This window comes from Caulobacter sp. KR2-114 (genome assembly GCF_049446115.1).
GTDB lineage: Bacteria > Pseudomonadota > Alphaproteobacteria > Caulobacterales > Caulobacteraceae > Acaudatibacter.
Genome location: NZ_JBMSEC010000006.1, coordinates 209,628 through 226,204, shown reverse-complemented (window position 1 = coordinate 226,204; position 16,577 = coordinate 209,628). Strand labels below are relative to the sequence as shown.

The window sequence follows — 16,577 nt, the reverse complement described above, 5'->3', positions numbered from 1 at the left end:
GGCCCATCGGTCCAGGCATGGGTCCAGGCGCCGGGACCTCAGGACGGCTTGACCACCTGATACCAGACCATCTCGGCCTGCCAGCCGCCGGCGCGGGCGGCCTGGACCAGCCGCTGGCGCCAGGCGGCGTCGCGCTTTTCCGGGGCCACGGTGAGCAGCTGGGTGTCGATGGCCGAACGGCCGGTCACCAGCATCAGGCCCGACCAGCCGGCGTCGGTGAAGATCGTCAGGGTGTAGCTGTCGCCCGGACCCGCCTCTACGTTGGCCTTGGCGTCCTTGGAGCTGAGATAGGCGCGGTTGGGCGCGAACGCCTCGGCCTTGCCGGTCTCGTCCACGCCGACCAGGGCCAGGGCCAGGGACGGATCGCCGATGCGGATGTGCACCACCGCCTTGGAGGCGTAGCCGGCGTCCGTCTGGGTCATGGTGTAGCGGGTCTGCGCCGTGGTCATGCGCGCCTGGGCGGCGTCGACGTCGGTGCGGATGGCCGAGAAGCCGTCGATCGCCGAGCAGAACGGCTGGCTGATCTGGCCGACGTCGCCGAAGTCGAGGTCGGACACCCGTGCGCCCGCCCCGCGCAGCAACTGGCTCACCGCGCCCTGGGCGTCGACGGTCGAGCCGGCCACGCCCGAGAGCTTGATGCTGGCGCCGCCCGGCCCGTCGGTCAGGCTGGCCACGCGCAGCCACGAGCAAGGGATCGTCGGCAGCCCCTGCAGCAGCAGCTGATGGGTCGACGGCGCCGCGGCGGCGGCAGGCGCGGCGGCCCCGCCCGCAACGGCGACCTGCGCCGGGTGGGGTCCGGAGGGGCGAAGCAGGGTGACCGCCAGGATCGCCGCCGTCCCCACGGCCAGCACGCCCCCGCCGATCAGGCCGAGCGTCAGCGGCGACAGCCGCGCGGGCTTCGCCGGCGGCGGCTTCGGTCGCGGCGCCGGGCCGGGGCGCGCGCCCTCCAGCATCGCCAGGACCTCGTCCATCGAGCGCAGGCGCCGCGCCGGATCGGCCTCCAGCATCGCACGCAGCACCGGCTGCAGGTCGGCGGGCGCGCGGGTGACGTCCACGCCGGCCCGGCGACGGTCGACGGCGTCCACCAGGGTCGCGCCCATGTCCACGTTGCGGCCGTGGATCAGCGAGAGCATCACCAGGGCCAGGCTGTAGATGTCGGTCCAGGGTCCGACGTCGCGGCCGAAATCCCCCAGCTGCTCGGGGGCCACATAGCCCAGCTTGCCGGCGAAGCCGTCGCCGATGATGGTCCGCTGGTTGGTGTCCAGGTCCTTGGCGATGCCGAAGTCGATCACCTTGGCGCTGGTCAGCCGGCCCGCCGGCAGCAGCACATTGTCCGGCGACATGTCGCGGTGCACGGCGCCCAGCTCGTGCGCCGCCCGCAGACCTTCGGATAGCCGGCGCAGCAGGCCGCGCAGCTCCTCGGACGACAGGTTCGCCCGGCCCAGCAGTTCGGACAGCGACGGCCCGTCGATGAACTCGGTGACGATGTAGAAGATGCCCAGCGACGGCTCCTGGGTGGCCACCCGGTACTGCACCACCGCCGCATGCGACAGCTGGCGCAGCGCGCGCGCTTCCTTGAAGAACATCGCCTGCACGTTGGGATCGGCCGCCAGGCTGGGCAGGATGACCTTGATCGCGACCCGGTCCTCGGCGTCGCTGATGTTGACCGCCTCGTACACCTCGCCCATGCCGCCGCGGCCGATCAGCCGGGTGATGGCGTAGATGCCGTTCAGCACCATGCCGATCTCGACCTGCGTCGCCTGGCGCGGCGCGGCGGGCGGCGGCGTCGGGGTGGTGGTCCGCCGGGACACCGGGGCATAGACCGTCCGCGCGGCGTCCTCGGCCTCCGGCTCGGCGCGGTCCGCCGGGCCGGGCGCCGGCGCCTCGACCTCGGGGACCTCGGAGGCGACCGGGGGTTCCGGCGCCGAGGAGCCTGGGGCCTGGGGCCCCGAAGCCTTGGATTGGGGCGGCCGGGCGGCCGGGGCGTAGACCGTCCTGTCGGGATCCGGCGGGTCGTCGGAGGCGGCCGCCATGATCAGGCAGGCTCCGACTTGAACATCAGCAGGGTGGTTTCCTCGCAGCAGACGGTCACCACGGTGACATTGTCCGGCGCCCCGCGCGACAGGCTCAGCGCCACCAGGTCACGGGCGGCCGAGACTGGGTTGACCGCCAGCGCCTGGGCGATCTCGTCATCGCTCACCACGCCATAGAGACCGTCGCTGCACAGCAGGAACACGTCGTCGATCTGCACCTCGTCGGCCACCGCATCCAGCTCCAGGGTGGGCTCGACGCCGACGGCGCGCGAGATCACGTGGCGCATCGGGTGGTGCGCCGCCTCCTCCTCGCTCAGCAGCCCGCGGGAGACCATGTCCTGCACCTGGGTGTGGTCCTCGGTCATGCGGAACAGCTGGCCGCCGCGCAGCAGGTAGACACGGCTGTCGCCGGCCCAGAACACCGCGAACCGGCGGCCGAGGATCATCAGCGCCGCGGCGGTCGAACCCATGTTGTGGCCGCTCTCGCGCACGGCGGCGTTGATCGTGGCGTTGGCCTGGTGGATGGCCTCGGCCACCTTGGCGGCCGCGGCGTCGAAGTCGCTCTCCGGCGACAGGCGCGACAGGGCCTCCACCACAGCGCCCGACGCCCACTGGCCGTTCTCGAGACCGCCCATGCCGTCGGCCACCGCCCACAGCCCGTGCTCCGGCAGGGCGACGAAGCTGTCCTCGTTCACCTGGCGCACGGCGCCGACGTCGCTTTGGGCTTCATGCGTCAGCCGGAGCGCTGGAACGTTCATGCGGGCGTCCCGAAGTGCGAAGGCTTGAGCATACGCAGCAGGGCGTCCGGCGCAAACATATCCGCCAGCCGCGGACCGCCGTCCTGCGGCTCGCCGACCCAGGCCTGCGCCGGCGGGGGATCGGCCGGGTCATCGTTCAGGTCCGCCAGCCGGGCGCCGGCCGCCGCGTGCAGGGTGTCGACGGTCCAGTCCTGCGCCAGGGCGTCGTAGATCAGCCCCTCCATCGCCGCCGCCACGCCGACCGCCGGCAGGGGGGCGGGCGCGGCCGCGCCGACGACGATCAGGAACCGTCGCCCGACGCGGTCGATCGACGGCGCCAGGGCGCCCGCCTGCCAGCCGGGCCGATCGTCCGCGGGCGGCAGGGCGAAGCGCCAGGGCGGCGCCGCCTCGTGCGCGGCCTCGAAGCCGTCGCCAAGCTGTTCGCGGGCCACGTCCAGCCGCGGCCCGGCCCAGGCGTCCCAGGCCTCGCGCGCGGGCGCCGACAGGCCGCGGCCCACGAAGTCGCCGTGGGTCGGCAGCTTGCCGAAGACGAAGGCCGCAGCGCTGTTCAAAGCGCCGCCGGACAGCGGAACGACCACAGGCCGCCGCGGCTGAAGGGGTTCGTCGTGCTGGGCAGGATGAAGCGCACCGTCGCGAAGGTCGCCCCCTCGCCGAAGGTCGCCTTCACCGCCGTCGGCCCGTCGTTCTCCTTGCGCGCGCTGTCCAGCAGGCGGAACAGCGCCCAGGGGCCCTGCGCCTCGAAGCGCTTGATCTCGGTGGTCCCGGCCAGCAGGGCGACGTGCGCATCGGGCGCGCCGCCGGAGATCGACCACATGGCCGGCTTGGGCCCCATGCTGCCGTTCTCGAAGCGGTAGCTGGCGCCGTTGACCGACACCTCCACCGCGGTCACCGCGCCGCCGAAGCCCACCGCCTGCACCTTCAGCGGCAGGCCGCCGGTGAGCAGGTCGCGCAGCTGCGAGGCCTTCTCGAACTGCTGGGCGCTGAGCGGGTCCAGGGTCTGGGCCACCGGGTCCTGCGCGCTCCAGCGCCAGACCGGGCCCGCCGTGTCCAGCAGGTGGCCGAGCTGCCCGCGCGAGAAGTTGTCGAACTGGCCGCCCATGCCGAATACCCGCAGCATGTCGGTGACGCTGGCCTCGTTCGGCGCCGCGCCGAAGAACGGGTAGCGCTGGTCTGTCACGCCCCGGCAGCTGGGCAGCAGGTCGGTGGTGTAGGATTGGGCGACCGCGCCCTTGGCCGACGACACCGCCGCCGTCTGCCCGCCCTTGGCCGCGGAGGCGACGAAGGTCTGCAGCAGCGGCGGCGCCCCGGCCGCGGCCGTGTTCAGCCCGGCGGTGGCGGTGGCCAGCTGGCCCTGGGCCGAGGCGGCGGCGACGCCGCCGCCGGCGAAGGTGGCCGCGGCGTTGGCCGTGCCCGCCGACTTGATCGCGCCGATGAAGTCGCTGAGCGGGCCCGAGCGGCCGTCGCCGACATAGTCGCGCACCGGCTTGAAATAGGTCTCGATCTGCTGGCCGGCGTCGATGGTCTGCGGCCCCTCCACCGCCCGGTCCACCGCCGCGAACTTGTTGGCCAGCCCCTGGGCGACGCCGCCGCCCTTGGAGAAGGTGGTGTTCTTGCCCAGGTCCAGCAGCACCAGCGTCAGCGGCGACGGGGTGCGCGTGAACGCCGCCCACGCCGTCTGGTCCTGGAAGTAGTCGGCGGGCTGCAGCCCCTTCATCACGCCTTCCCAGGCGGCGATGTACTCGTGGGCGTACGCTGCGGCGACCCCGGGCCGCACGCCGCGGATCTGGCTGCGGATCGCGGTGGTGTCGGCGTCGGAGCCCAGCACCCAGAGGTCCTTCTCCAGGTCCTGCTGCGCGGTCTGCAGGCCAGGCAGGAAGGCCTTCTGGTAGCCGTCCTTGGTGAAGAAATATGGCACCGACAGCCGCATCACCCCGTCCGGGTTGCTGAACGCCCGCGCGTCGGCGGCCGAGATCACCTGGCCGATCTGCCACGGCGCGCCCTGCCCCTGGGCCTTGGCCCGCAGGATCGCGTAGGCGCGGTCCGACAGCGACATCGACTGCACGATCTGGCGGCTGGCGTCGATCAGCGCCCCGTCCAGCGGCGCCTTGCGCTCGGGCCACACTCCGGTCAGGTCGCCGTCCTTCAGCAGGGCCTGCAGGTGGTCGCTCATCTGCTTGCGGGTGTCGTCGCGATCGGCGCCGGCCAGGCTCACGGCGGCCCAGTCGTTCTCCACCCAGGCCCGGGCGGAGGTCTTGTCGAGCGGGCCGAGGCCGCCGAACATCAGATAGGTCTTCAGGGCGTCGTAGACTGACAGGGCGTCGGCCTTGTTCTCCTGCAGGAAGCGCTCCTGGCGATACAGCAGGCGCGGCAGCATGATGCGGCGCAGCGCCTGCAGATAGGCCTGCCGGGCCTCGTCGGCGTGGCCCCACTGGTAAAGCCCCCAGCGCGACATCAGCGGCGGGCCGTGGCGCGCCTGGTCGGCATAGCCGCCGGGCAGCTCGCGCATCGCCCGCAGGATCGACAGGCTCTGCTCCAGGTCGGGATCGGTGTCGCGCACCTCGACCATGTCGACGCCGGCCTGGCGGATCTGGTTCTGCACGTCCTGGGCGCTGGCCAGCAGCCGGTCCTGGTACTGCCGGTTCTGCACGAAGCTGACGCCCCACAGCAGCAGCACGATCAGCACGGTCGCGGCGATGGCGCCCAGGCCGATCGCCAGCATGGCGGTGCGCCGCGCCTTGGCCTTGGGATCCTGCTCCACCAGGCCCGCCTCGGCGAACACCACCTCGCCCAGCAGCCGGTTGAGGAAGAAGGCCCGCCCGCGGCTCTCGGCGGCGGACGGGGCGTGGTCGAACACCTGGGCCACGCCGCTCAGCAGGCGATCGAGCGGCGCCCCCTCCTGCACGCCGCTGGTCAGGTAGAAGCCGCGCAACTCCGTGCGCCCGGCGTCGTCGGCCAGGAAGGCGCCCTCCAGGAACCGCAGCACCCTGGCGCGCAGCGCGGCGACCTGCGGCGGGAAGCCCAGGATCAGCCCGCGGCGGCGCACGTCGAGATCGTCCTGTAGCCGCTTGGCGCTGCGGTCGGCCACGGCCTGGACGAAGCCGTCGAATTCGCTGCTGAGGCTGTCGATCGACGCCTTCTGGCCCCACGGCAGGGTCGCGCCGACCACGGCGCGCCGGCCCTCGACGTCCAGGTCGTCGTAGAATTCCATGAAGCCGGCCAGCAGGTCGGCCTTGGTGAACATCACATAGACCGGGACCTGCAGCTCCAGCACCTGGTGGATCTCGGCCAGGCGCCGGCGCACGGCCACGGCGTGGGCGTCCAGGGCGGCGCGGTCGGCCTTCATCAGCTCGTCGACACCCAGAGCCACCAGCACGCCGTTGACCGGCTGCAGCGGGCGCTGCTTGCGCAGGGTCTCCAGGAAGCCGCGCCAGGCCCGGGCGTCGGCCGCGGCGTCGGAATCCTGACTGGTGTAGCGGCCGGCGGTGTCGACCAGCACCGCCTCATCGGCGAACCAGAAGTCCAGGTTGCGGGTGCCGCCCACGCCCTTGAACGAGCTGTCGGAGAACGGGAACCGCAGGCCGGAGTTCAGCAGCGCCGTGGTCTTGCCGGCCCCGGGGGGGCCGATGATCATGTACCAGGGCCGGCTGTACAGGTAGTCGCGCCGCCCGCCGGTCGACTTGCGCAGCTCGGCCAGGGCCGAGCGCATCCGGCCGGTGATGGCGCGGGTCTCGTCGTCCTGCTGCGGCTCGGGCTTGGCCAGTTCCTCGGCGATGGCGTCGGACGCCTGGCGCCGCCGCAGGATGCGGGCGATGCAGAAGCCGGACCACACCAGGCCCACCAGCATCACCAGCAGCAGCCGCACCAGCCACGGCCGCAGCGGATGGATGAAGATCGGCAGCACGAACGCCAGGACCAGGGCGACCAGGACGGCCGCGGTGATGCTCAGCGTCCACCAGCTCAGTAGAAAGCGCTTCACGGCCGGTTCCTCAGGTCCTGGGGATGACGATCTCGACGCGGCGGTTCAGCGCCTTGCCCTGCGGCGTGTCGTTGCTGGCGATGGGACGACTGTCGCCGAAGCCCTCGGCGCTCACCCGGCTGGCGTCGCTGAGCTTGGCCTTGATCATGCCCGCCACCGCCTGCGCCCGGGCCAGGGACAGGGCGTTGTTGTCGGGGAAGGTCAGGCTGCTGACCCGGTCGGAGTCGGTATAGCCCTCGACCCGCACGGTTCCACGCTGGGTTTCGACGGCGGCGCCGATGCGGTCGATCAGCGGGCGGCGTGCGGAGTCGAGCTGGTCGGAGCCGGAGGCGAACAGCTGGCCGACGGTCGTCCGTACGCGGATCGAGCTGCCGTCCTGGTCCACCACCACCAGGTGCTGGGCGATCTCGGGCGCCAGGAAACCCTGGATGGTCTGCAGCTGGCCCGAGGTGGCGGGCGGGGGCGGCGGGGCCAGGCGCGACAGACGCAGCGGCTGGTCCGGATTGATCGCCTTCAGCGCCGTCATCGCGGGATGCCCGGTCTGCAGCAGGATCAGCCGCAGGACGATGTAGATCACCGCCAGCAGGCCGAAGGCGGCGGCCCCCGCGAGGGCCAGGATCGACCAGAAGCCGACCCGCCGCATGGGCGTCGGCTGGCCGCGCCAGTGGGGCGACAGCTCGGTGGCCGAGAGGCGGCGCACGTGCTCCATCGAGGCGTACAGCTGGCCCGTGACCTCCTGCAGGCGGCGCTTGCCGTCCGGCATCACCCGGAAGCGCCCCTCGAAGCCGGCCGCCAGGCAGGCGTGGAACAGCTCGATCAGGTCGGCGTACTGCGCCGGCCGGGCCAGCATGTTGTCGACGATCTGCCAGAAGCGGTCGCCGCCGATGTTCTCCTTGAAGAACTGCACCACCAGGCTGCGGCGCGCCCACTCGGCGGCGTCCTGGGCCTGGCCGGGCAGGTTCTGGGCGATGTCGTCGACGGTGGCGCACACCGCGTAGAGCGCTCTCTGGCGCTGCTCGTCTGGGTACGCGGCCGCCACCACGGCGCGGTCGAACGCCGAGACCGCCGCCGTCATCCGCGCGTGCAGGTCCGGCAGGGCGATGCGGGCGCGGCCCGACCGGACGCTGGCCATGAACGACAGGATCGGCGCGGCCTCGGCCATGATCCGGTTGCGGACCTTGGGCTCGCCGGGCGGCCGGGGGATGTCGTCGTCGACCAGCGGGGGCGAGGCCGCGCTGGCTGTCGGCGGAGGCGGCGTGTCAGGGGCGGGCGCCTGGCCGAAGGGCGCTGCCGGGGGGGCGCCGAACGGCGCGGGCTCGGGCGCTTCGGGCCGGGGCCGGCCCTGCAGCGGCGAGGGCCTGAACACCGTCCGGTTGGCATTGTTCTCGTCGCCGTCGCCGTTCATCGCGCCAGCCTCTTGACGCACCACAGTTCAAGATTGAGCTCCGGCCAGTCGCCGGCGACCTGCAGCGCCAGGGCGCGGGCGTCGCTGAAGTCGCGCCAGTCCGGCGTCGAGCGGTCCAGCTCGAAATAGACGAACCCGGGCAGCACCCGAAGCTGCGGCGGCGGGGTGGGCACGTGGCGCAACGGCACGCCCGGCAAGGCGTTCTCGACGATCTGGGCCATCCGCTGGAAGGCGCCGATCTTGGCCATGGCCGGAAAGCGCGCGCGCACCTCCTCCAGCCCGTTGGCGGCGCCCACCGCGAGATAGAAATAGCCGGTCTCGTAGAGCGACGGATCGGTGATGCGCGACACGTACGCGCCGGGCGAGACCATCTCGATCGGCAGCTGCACGGCCGAGCGGTCGAACATCGCCGCCAGGGCCAGGCGCAGCGCCTCGTAGACCGGCTCGAAGCAGCCCTGCAGGTCCTCGTGGTTGTAGGCCGGGAAGGCCTGCGGCTTGCGGTCGGCGCGAACCAGGGTCGCCAGCTCTCCGGCCAGCCCCAGGAACACCTCGTAGAGCCGCTCCGGGTGGCAGGCCGGCAGGCCGTTGAGGTGCCCCAGCATCGGCGCCCAGCGGTTCAGCGCCTGCAGCATCAGGAAGCTCTTGAACGAGTCCTGCCCGCCGTCGGTGTTCTCCACCGCCCGCACGGCCAGTTCGTTCACCCGCTGCTCGATGCGGCCCAGGATGTCGGTGACCATGCCGGTCAGGCGCGGGCTCGCGCGGCAATCGAGGCAGCTGGGGATGTGACGGTCGTCCAGGATCACCCGGCCGTTCTGCACCTCGCGGATCTTCGCCAGGCTGAGGCAGACGCGGCCATCGGTCTGCTCGTGGGTGATGCCGAACCTCAGGTTCGGGCGGGCGATCTCCAGCCGTTCGGCGGTGCGGTTCTCGGAATAGGAGTCCAGCGCCTCCTGTTCCTCCACCAGATAGCGGCTGGCCTCGTCCATCGTCGAGCGCGGGCGGAACTCCACCGCCCCGGCCTGGCGCGCCGGCAGGGTCAGATAGACCACGGCGTCGCGGGTGTCCTCCGGGATGTCCAGAGGGTCGGGCGGCGGCACGTCGTCGGGGGCCGAGAACGGCTGGCCGTCGGGCAGCAGGCCGGCGCAGCGCTGCACGCCGAACTTGCCGAGCGAGGCCAGGTCCTGGTTGATCCTCAGCTCGACCAGCCCCCAGGGATAGGGCTGCAGCGGCTCGGTCCGGGCGCGCACGAGGGCGTCCATGTGCCGGTCCTGCTGCTGGAAGTGCTGCGGCCGAAGGAACAGGCCCTCGCGCCAGCCGACTCGCCCTTCGCCCTGCATCTGGCCCCCTTGGTCCTTGTCGGCCCAATAGACCACGCTTCCTAACGCGGCCAAAGAGGAGTTACCTGAGGCCTGAGCTCAAGTCAGCAGCGGCTTCCCCACCCGGTGTCATCGCCTCCCGATAGCGGTCCGTCCTTCGATCCGCGCACCTGGATCGCGCCCGGCGGCAAGCCCGCGGCGCCGGACGCGCCCGGCGCCGGGCCGGCCGCCGCGCCGGCGCCGCCCGCCCCCGTCACGCCGCCCGCTCCGGCCGATTCGGCGCCGACGTCGCCCTCGCCGCCCGAGACCACATCCTTCGACCCGCGCACCTGGGGCCGGACGGCGGGCCAGGCCGGGGCCGGAGGCGGCCCCGCGCCCGGCGCCAAGGCTGGCGCGGCGAAGGCTGGCGCGGCGAAGGCCGCCGCGGGGACGTCCGGCCCGGGCGGGCCCACGCCCCCTGCCCCGGTGTCGCGGCGCGGCCTGCTGCTGGCCGGCGGCGGGCTGGCGGCCTGCGGCGCCGGCGCGGCCCTGCTGGCGCTGACCACCCGCCGGACCGCCACGTCGCACCCGGCGAGCGCCAGCGCCGCCGCAGCGCCGCCGCCGCCCGACCCCACGGGGCTCGCCGCCGGCAGCGCCGAGCGGCGCAGCCTGGCCATCCAGGCCCCCTCCGACCTGCAGCGCGCCCTGACCGGCAACGGCGTCTCCGATGCGGAGGCTCAGGCGGCGTCCGCCGCCGCGCTCGCCGGCCTCGGCCAGAGCCCCGGCGTCCTGCATCTGGTGCTGATCGTGGCCCCGAGCGGTCCGGCCCTGCGCCTGGTCAGCCTGGAAGCGCGACGGGCGGACAACAGCGGCGTCGCCGTGGCGCGCGGCCCGGGCGGCGCCTTCGTGGCCAGGCCCCTCGCCGCCCACCTGACCAGCGGCGTGCGGGTGATCCGCAGCGAGATGGACGCCAACAGCTTCTATACCTCGGCCGTCGCCGCCGGGGTGCCGGACACCCTGATCACCCCCTTCTCCAACGCCTTCACCTTCGACTTCGACTTCCAGCGCGAGATCACCCAGGGGGACGTGTTCGAGGCGGCGTTCGCCCAGCAGGTCAACGACCAGGGCGAGGTCTCCGGCGCCCCCGACCTGCTGTACGTCTCGATGCAGACGGCCGAGAAATCCCGCGCCCTCTACCGCTTCAAGGCCGGACAGGCCGAGGCGGGCTGGTTCGACGGCAACGGCCGCAGTGTGGTGCGCTCGTTCATGCGCACCCCCGTCGAAGGCGCGCGCGTGTCCTCCACCTTCGGCATGCGCGTCCACCCGGTGCTCGGCTTCGTCAAGATGCACAAGGGCGTCGACTTCGCCGCGCCGATCGGCACGCCGATCTACGCCGCCTCCGACGGCCTGGTGGAGTGGGCGGCGATGAAGGGTCCCAACGGCAATCTGGTGATCCTCAAGCACGACAACGGCTGGGAGACCTACTACCTGCACATGGTGCGCATCGCCGACGGCATGGCGCCGGGGGTCCGGGTGCGCCAGGGCCAGCAGATCGGCCAGGTCGGCATGACCGGACGGGCGACAGGCCCGCACCTGCACTACGAGGTGCACATCAACAGCGAGGCGGTCGACCCGATGAAGATCCCGGTCGAACAGGGCGTGGTCCTGGCCGGCGCCGACCTGAAGGCCTTCTTCAAGGAACGCGACCGGATCGACACCCTGCGCCAGGCGCAGAACGGCTGACCCTTTCAGGCCTGCTGGGTCGCGCGGGCCGGCGCCCCACGCGGCCGGGCCAGCGCCGCCAGCAGCACCAGGACGGCCAGCACCAGCGTGGTGGCGAGGCTGCCGTTCATGGTGTCCGCCCCGCCGCTCCACAGCGTCGGACCGGACAGGTCGACATCGGCCACGGCGCCGACGGGATCGCCGCCGGGGTTGGGGTCGGCGCCGAACAGGCCGGCTTCGCTCCAGTTCCAGGCGAAGTGCGCCATCACCGGCGCGGCGAGGCCCCCGCTGCGCAGCGCCAGCAGGCCGAAGACCGTGCCGGCCAGGACGATGTTGAGCATCGCCGTCGGCGAGCGCGGCGCGCCGATCAGGTGCGCCGCCGCGAAGATCAGCGAGGTCGCGGTCAGGCCGACCCAGGCGCCCCAGCGACCGCAGAGCACCGGCTGCAGCCAGCCCCGGAAATAGACCTCCTCGGCGAGCGCCCCCAGCAGGATCAGCAGCATGTTCGCCAGGGCGGGCCCCAGCAGGGAAACCGACAGCGCCGGCCCCGTGCCGCGGATCACCGCCCCGGCCAGGAAGGCCACGCCCAGGCTGAGGCTGAAGCCGACGACGCCGATCGCCACGCCGGTCAGGGCCGCCCACAGCGGCCGCCGGCCCAGCCGAGCCACGCGGCGGCCCTCGACGCGCCCGCCGACCGCCGCCGCCGCCAGCATCAGCCCGAACACGACCCCGTTCAGCACCAGGGTCTGCAGGTCGAAGGTCCAGGGATCGCCCGGGTCGCCCAGGCCAGCCAGCCAGCCCTCCAACGGCCGCGTCGACCAGTGCACGACCCCCGCCGCCCAGAGCGCGCCCACCATTGCGGTCAGCCAGCCCAGCGCGCGGCGCGGCGCGGCGTCGGCCTCCACGATCCAGGGGTTGGCTGCGTCGACCCGCTCCACGCCCGCATCTCCACCGCGTTTCGCGGCCCTCGGCAAGCCCGGGACGGCGGGTGGGGCCGCGCTAGTTCAGCCGGTGCAGCTCGACGCGCCGGTTCAGCGGCGAGCGGGGGTCGCCAGGATCGGCCAGGTGCGCCGACCCGTACGGCGCCGCGGACAGCCGCTCGCCGCGCACCCCGAGGGAGACCAGGAAGTCGCGCACGGCGTCCGCGCGGCGCCCGGAGAGCAGGAAGTTGTCGAGTTCGTTGCCGCTGGCGTCGGTGTATCCGGCGACCTCGAAGTTCAGGCTGCCGAGGCTGTCGGAGTTCAGCGCCCGCGCCATGCTCCGCAGGTTCGCGCGGCCCTGCGGGGTGATCTCGGACGATCCGGACTGGAAGGTGACCAGGATGTCTGCCGACGACAAGCGGGGCTGCGGCGGCGCCTGGCGCCCGGCCGGCCGGCCGGCCGGGGCCGCCGGCGCCCGCGCGGTCGCGGTCTGCGGCGGTGGCGAGCGGTGCATGCAGCTTTCGCCGATGCACCACCGGCGGGTCAGGGGATCGGCCTCGCAGCTCTGCTGGCTGCGCCCGCTGGGGCACGGGCGCGGACCGCTCAGGATCGCCGACTTCGCCTGCTCTGGCGTGTATTGCGGCTCAGGGTCGGCCAGGGCCGGCGAGCCCAGCGCCACCCAAGCCAAGGCCAAGGCTGCGAACGCACGCGTCACCGGCCCCTCCCTAGACGTTCCCCAAGACCTGGAAGGATAGCTATTGGCGCGCGCCATGTCGACGACCGGCGTTCGGCGCTTTGGCCTCGCGCCAAGACGCGGTAGTCTGTCCGCGGTCCGATGGGGGTCGGGCCGTTGCGACGAGCTGTGGGGATGCGACGCGGAGCGGCTGATTTGTGGCGCAGGGCGATGGGGCCAGGCCCCTGGCTCGCCGCTGCGCTGGCGTTGCTGCTCGCCCCGTCGCCGGCCTTTGCCGACCGTCTGGCCCTGGTGATCGGCAACGGCGGCTACGCCCATGCCGGCGAACTGCTGAACCCCACCCGCGACGCCGCCGCCGTCGCCGCCCGCCTCGACCGGCTCGGCTTCGACGTGCTGGAGAAGGAGGACATCGACAACAACCACCTGCGCGAGGCGATCGTCGCCTTCAAGCACAAGGTCCACGACGGCGACCTGGTGGTGATCTACTACGCCGGCCACGGCATGGAGGTGAACGGCTCGGACTACATGATCCCGGTCGACGCCGACATCCGCGCCGAGGGCGACGTCGCCGACCTGGGCTACGACATCTCCAAGCTGTTCTTCGAGGACATGAAGCACATCAGCCTGATCTTCATGTTCGACGCCTGCCGCGACAACGTCTTCCAGGAAAACATCGGCTCCAAGCGGGCCGGCACCAATCCGGCGGCGGCCCCGGGCCGGGTGATCATCCTGGCGGCCGGGCCCGGCCAGCAGTCCTACGACGCCGCCCCCGGCTCGACCGGCGACCCCAACAGCGTGTTCGCCACGGCCGTGCTGCATGCGCTGGACGTGCCGCTGTCCGACCAGAACAGCTTCGTCCAGAACATCACCCGGGAGGTCGCCACCCGCACCGGCAGCCGACAGGTGCCGTCGGTGTCGGGGATGCTGCTGGAGAACATCTTCTTCAACGGCGGTTCGGCGGCGCCGCCGCCCACGCTGGCCGCCTCGGCCGCGCGGCCGGCCCCCGCCGCCTCCGGCGCCGGCGAAGATCCGCCCGTGCCGCAGCCCCCGCCGCCGGTGGAGGTCGCGGTCGCCGACACGCACGCGGCGCAGACCCGCAAGCCCGAGGTCACCCCCGACATCAGCGAACTGCTCCGCAACGACGGGCCGAGCCAGGCGTTCGCCGCGCCACCGTCGCCCGCGCCCTCGCCTCCCCCCGCGCCCCCGGCCGCGCAGCCGCCTTCGACGCCGGCAACCCCGGTGGCCGCCCCGGTCGCGCCGTCCGCCGCCGCAGCGCCGCGCACCGAGATTCAGGCCATGCTCAGCACCATTCCGCGCGCCGCCCAGGCCCGCGCGGGCGGCTTCACCATCGCCGCGCTCGGCTTCGGCGCCCTGCCGCCCCGTCCGGTGCTGACGCCGCCACCCGGCGTCGACATCCCAGCCAGCTTCTGCAGCCTGGAGGCGCGCAACCAGTTCCATGATCGGGTGTACGTCCCCGCCCGGACCGTCGCCTACGACAACAACGAGCGCGCCGCGCAGTACATCAAGGACCTCGACACCCTGCGCCGCGAATACGAGAGCCAGGTGAATGGCTTCTACGTCGTCGTCGTCAAAGAATCCCAGGACTACAAGGCCACCGCGGACGAACAATTTGCCGCGAGCGAGAAGTACAGAAAGATGTTCGACGCGATCATGGATACGCCCGTGACGCCGTGCAAGTGACGTCATCCGAATTATGACTTCACAGAAAGGCGTAAGCCAAATTCAAGACACAATCTGACGATCCGGGCGGTGGAAAAACTTGGCCTTCCACCAAAACGGGGACTTGCAAAGCCCGCGCGCCGGGTGTGACCTGCTGCCGCAGTTGCGTTTACCGCCGCCCGCCGGGCCGCATCACGGACGCCGGCGGGGACGAGGTCACAACGGATCGGGCGGGGACGCTGCCAGGGCGATAGAGCCCCGGCGTGGACCATCCCGACGGCGCGGGATGGGGGATGGCGACAAGATCGATCATGGACGTCCCGGGCGCGCCCGGCGGCAAGGCCAGCCGGGCCAGAGGCGCCCTGCTGTGGGCCTGCCTCCCGCCGCTGGCGCTGGCCGCGTCGGCGCAGGCCGGCGAGGATCCCGACGCCCCGGTGTCGCGCGCGGCCCCTGAGCTGAGCCAGCAGATTCCGGCCGCCCGTCCGGGCGCCAACCCGCTGACCGCACCGCCCGCCGGCGGGACCTGTCCGTTCGCCGGCCAGGGCATGACGGTGACCCTGTCGAAGGTCACCCTCGACGGCGCCAGCGTGGTCACGCCCCAGGAAGTCACCGACGCCGTCTCCGGCCTGCTCGGCGCGCCGCACGACCTCGGGGTGGTCTGCCAGGTGCGCGACCGCGTGGCCGCGATCTTCACCCGCAAGGGCTTCCGACTCACGCGGGTGGACGTCCCGCCGCAGCGCATCGAAGGCGGTGTGCTGCGGCTGCAGGCGACCGAGGGATATGTCTCGTCGGTCGACACCGACGGCCTGGCCGCCCTCGGACCCTCCGCGGTCCTGGTCCGCTCGTATTTCTCCCCGCTGCTGGGCGAGCGTCCGCTGCGCTGGCCGGACCTGGAGCGGGCCGTGCTGCTGGCGCGCGACACGCCGGGCGCCGACATCGGCGTGCGGGTGCATGGCAGCGGCCCCGGCGCGGTGGAAGTGGTGGCCACGGCGCGGCCCCGCCGCAAGTTCGACCTGTCCCTCGGGCTGCAGAACCTGGGCAATGACGAGCTGGGCCGCACGGCCCTCTATGGCCGCCTCGACGCCAACAGCTTCACCCGCTTCGCCGACCGCACCTCGCTGGTCCTGTTCAGCACCTCGACGGGCGACCAGAAGGTGGTGGAGGGGATCGAGAGCTTCGCCATCGGCCCCAGCGGCCTGCGCCTGCAGGGCGAGGCGGACTACGCCCACACCACGCCGGGGGGCGCGCTGGCGCCGCTGCAGATCGCCGGCGACTTCCTCGACGCCAGCGTCCGGCTCGACTACCCCGTGCTGCGCAGCCAGACGGCGAACATCGTCGCCACGGCGCGCTTCGACTACATCAACCAGAAGAACGACCTGGGCATCCTGCGCGGCCTTACGCCAGGCGAGCCGATCCTTTTCGAGGACCGCCTTCGCCTGCTGACCCTCAGCCTCGACATGCGCTGGCGTCCCGATTCCCAGCCGCACCTGGACAGCGAGCTTTCCGGCAGCCTGGTGCAGGGGGTCGGCGGTCTGGGCGGCAGCCGCCGCGGCGACCCGACGCTGTCGCGCGCCCAGGGCGATCCGCTGGCGACGGTGCTGCGGGCCGACGGATCGTTGCGCTGGACCGGCCGCGGACGGCAGGGCTTCCAGGCGACCGGCGGCCCGTGGATCGAGCTGCGCGCGTCGGGCCAGATCGCCAACCACCCGTTGACCGCGTACGAGGAATTCCAGATCGGCAATTACACCATCGGCCGCGGCTATTCGCCGGGCGCCGCCAGCGGCGACCGGGCGATCGGCGGCCAGCTGGAGGCCGGCTGGCGGTTTGCCTACAAGAACGCCTCGTTCGGGGCCGGCCGCGGCTGGATCGAGCCCTATGCCTTCGTCGACGCCGCACGGCTCAGCAACCTCGACACCGGCGGATATTCCAGCACGATCGCCTCGGTTGGCGGCGGCGTGCGCACCCTGCTGCCCTGGCGTCTGCAGCTGGACCTGGCTTACGCCGACCCGCTCCGCAGGCCGTTCCCCGGGGCGCCCGATCCGAAGGGACGCGTGCTGCTGACGCTGTCCCGGGTTTTCTCGTTCCGATAGGAGC

General features: G+C 72.7%; 11 protein-coding genes. 3 read left to right on the top strand and 8 right to left on the bottom strand.

What is annotated here, in order from left to right:
* Positions 1-38: 38 nt before the first annotated feature.
* From ACO2Q3_RS20780 to tssK, 6 genes are read right to left on the bottom strand one after another with little or no spacing between them, the layout of a single operon-like run.
* Positions 39-2,033, bottom strand: a complete 1,995-nt coding sequence (locus tag ACO2Q3_RS20780; protein WP_423310053.1) for a protein kinase domain-containing protein — start codon at positions 2,031-2,033, stop codon at positions 39-41.
* A 2-nt stretch (positions 2,034-2,035) separates the two neighbouring features.
* The gene (locus tag ACO2Q3_RS20775) at positions 2,036-2,791 is read right to left on the bottom strand and encodes a PP2C family protein-serine/threonine phosphatase (protein WP_423310051.1); all 756 of its coding nucleotides are present in this window, start codon (positions 2,789-2,791) and stop codon (positions 2,036-2,038) included.
* The gene (gene tagF / locus ACO2Q3_RS20770; protein ID WP_423310049.1) at positions 2,788-3,342 is read right to left on the bottom strand and encodes a type VI secretion system-associated protein TagF; all 555 of its coding nucleotides are present in this window, start codon (positions 3,340-3,342) and stop codon (positions 2,788-2,790) included. Before tagF ends, ACO2Q3_RS20775 begins: the two co-directional genes overlap by 4 nt.
* On the bottom strand, positions 3,339-6,767 hold the full coding sequence (gene tssM / locus ACO2Q3_RS20765) for a type VI secretion system membrane subunit TssM (RefSeq protein WP_423310047.1): 3,429 nt from the start codon (positions 6,765-6,767) through the stop codon (positions 3,339-3,341). The genes tagF and tssM overlap by 4 nt, the downstream gene beginning before the upstream one ends.
* Before the next feature lie 10 nt (positions 6,768-6,777).
* The gene (gene icmH, locus ACO2Q3_RS20760; RefSeq protein WP_423310045.1) at positions 6,778-8,172 is read right to left on the bottom strand and encodes a type IVB secretion system protein IcmH/DotU; all 1,395 of its coding nucleotides are present in this window, start codon (positions 8,170-8,172) and stop codon (positions 6,778-6,780) included.
* Positions 8,169-9,545: a type VI secretion system baseplate subunit TssK gene (tssK, locus tag ACO2Q3_RS20755; protein WP_423310043.1), complete on the bottom strand. Its 1,377-nt coding sequence runs from the start codon at positions 9,543-9,545 to the stop codon at positions 8,169-8,171. The genes icmH and tssK overlap by 4 nt, the downstream gene beginning before the upstream one ends.
* A 69-nt stretch (positions 9,546-9,614) precedes the next feature.
* Here tssK and ACO2Q3_RS20750 point away from each other — a divergent pair, with 69 nt between their 5' ends.
* Positions 9,615-11,210 (top strand): M23 family metallopeptidase, encoded by a 1,596-nt coding sequence (locus ACO2Q3_RS20750; protein WP_423310041.1) that lies wholly within the window; start codon positions 9,615-9,617, stop codon positions 11,208-11,210.
* A gap of 5 nt (positions 11,211-11,215) precedes the next feature.
* Here the strand turns inward: ACO2Q3_RS20750 and ACO2Q3_RS20745 are convergent, their stop codons facing one another.
* Together ACO2Q3_RS20745 and ACO2Q3_RS20740 are read right to left on the bottom strand one after the other, a co-directional pair.
* Positions 11,216-12,127, bottom strand: a complete 912-nt coding sequence (locus ACO2Q3_RS20745; protein WP_423310039.1) for a lysostaphin resistance A-like protein — start codon at positions 12,125-12,127, stop codon at positions 11,216-11,218.
* A 61-nt stretch (positions 12,128-12,188) separates the two neighbouring features.
* Positions 12,189-12,824: an OmpA family protein gene (locus ACO2Q3_RS20740; RefSeq protein WP_423310037.1), complete on the bottom strand. Its 636-nt coding sequence runs from the start codon at positions 12,822-12,824 to the stop codon at positions 12,189-12,191.
* A gap of 189 nt (positions 12,825-13,013) precedes the next feature.
* On the opposite strand from ACO2Q3_RS20740, the gene ACO2Q3_RS20735 reads away from it, so the two are divergent.
* Complete coding sequence (locus ACO2Q3_RS20735) at positions 13,014-14,504, top strand: caspase family protein (RefSeq protein ID WP_423310036.1); 1,491 nt, start codon at positions 13,014-13,016, stop codon at positions 14,502-14,504.
* A gap of 272 nt (positions 14,505-14,776) precedes the next feature.
* Positions 14,777-16,573 (top strand): ShlB/FhaC/HecB family hemolysin secretion/activation protein, encoded by a 1,797-nt coding sequence (locus ACO2Q3_RS20730; RefSeq protein WP_423310035.1) that lies wholly within the window; start codon positions 14,777-14,779, stop codon positions 16,571-16,573.
* Positions 16,574-16,577 lie beyond the last annotated feature (4 nt).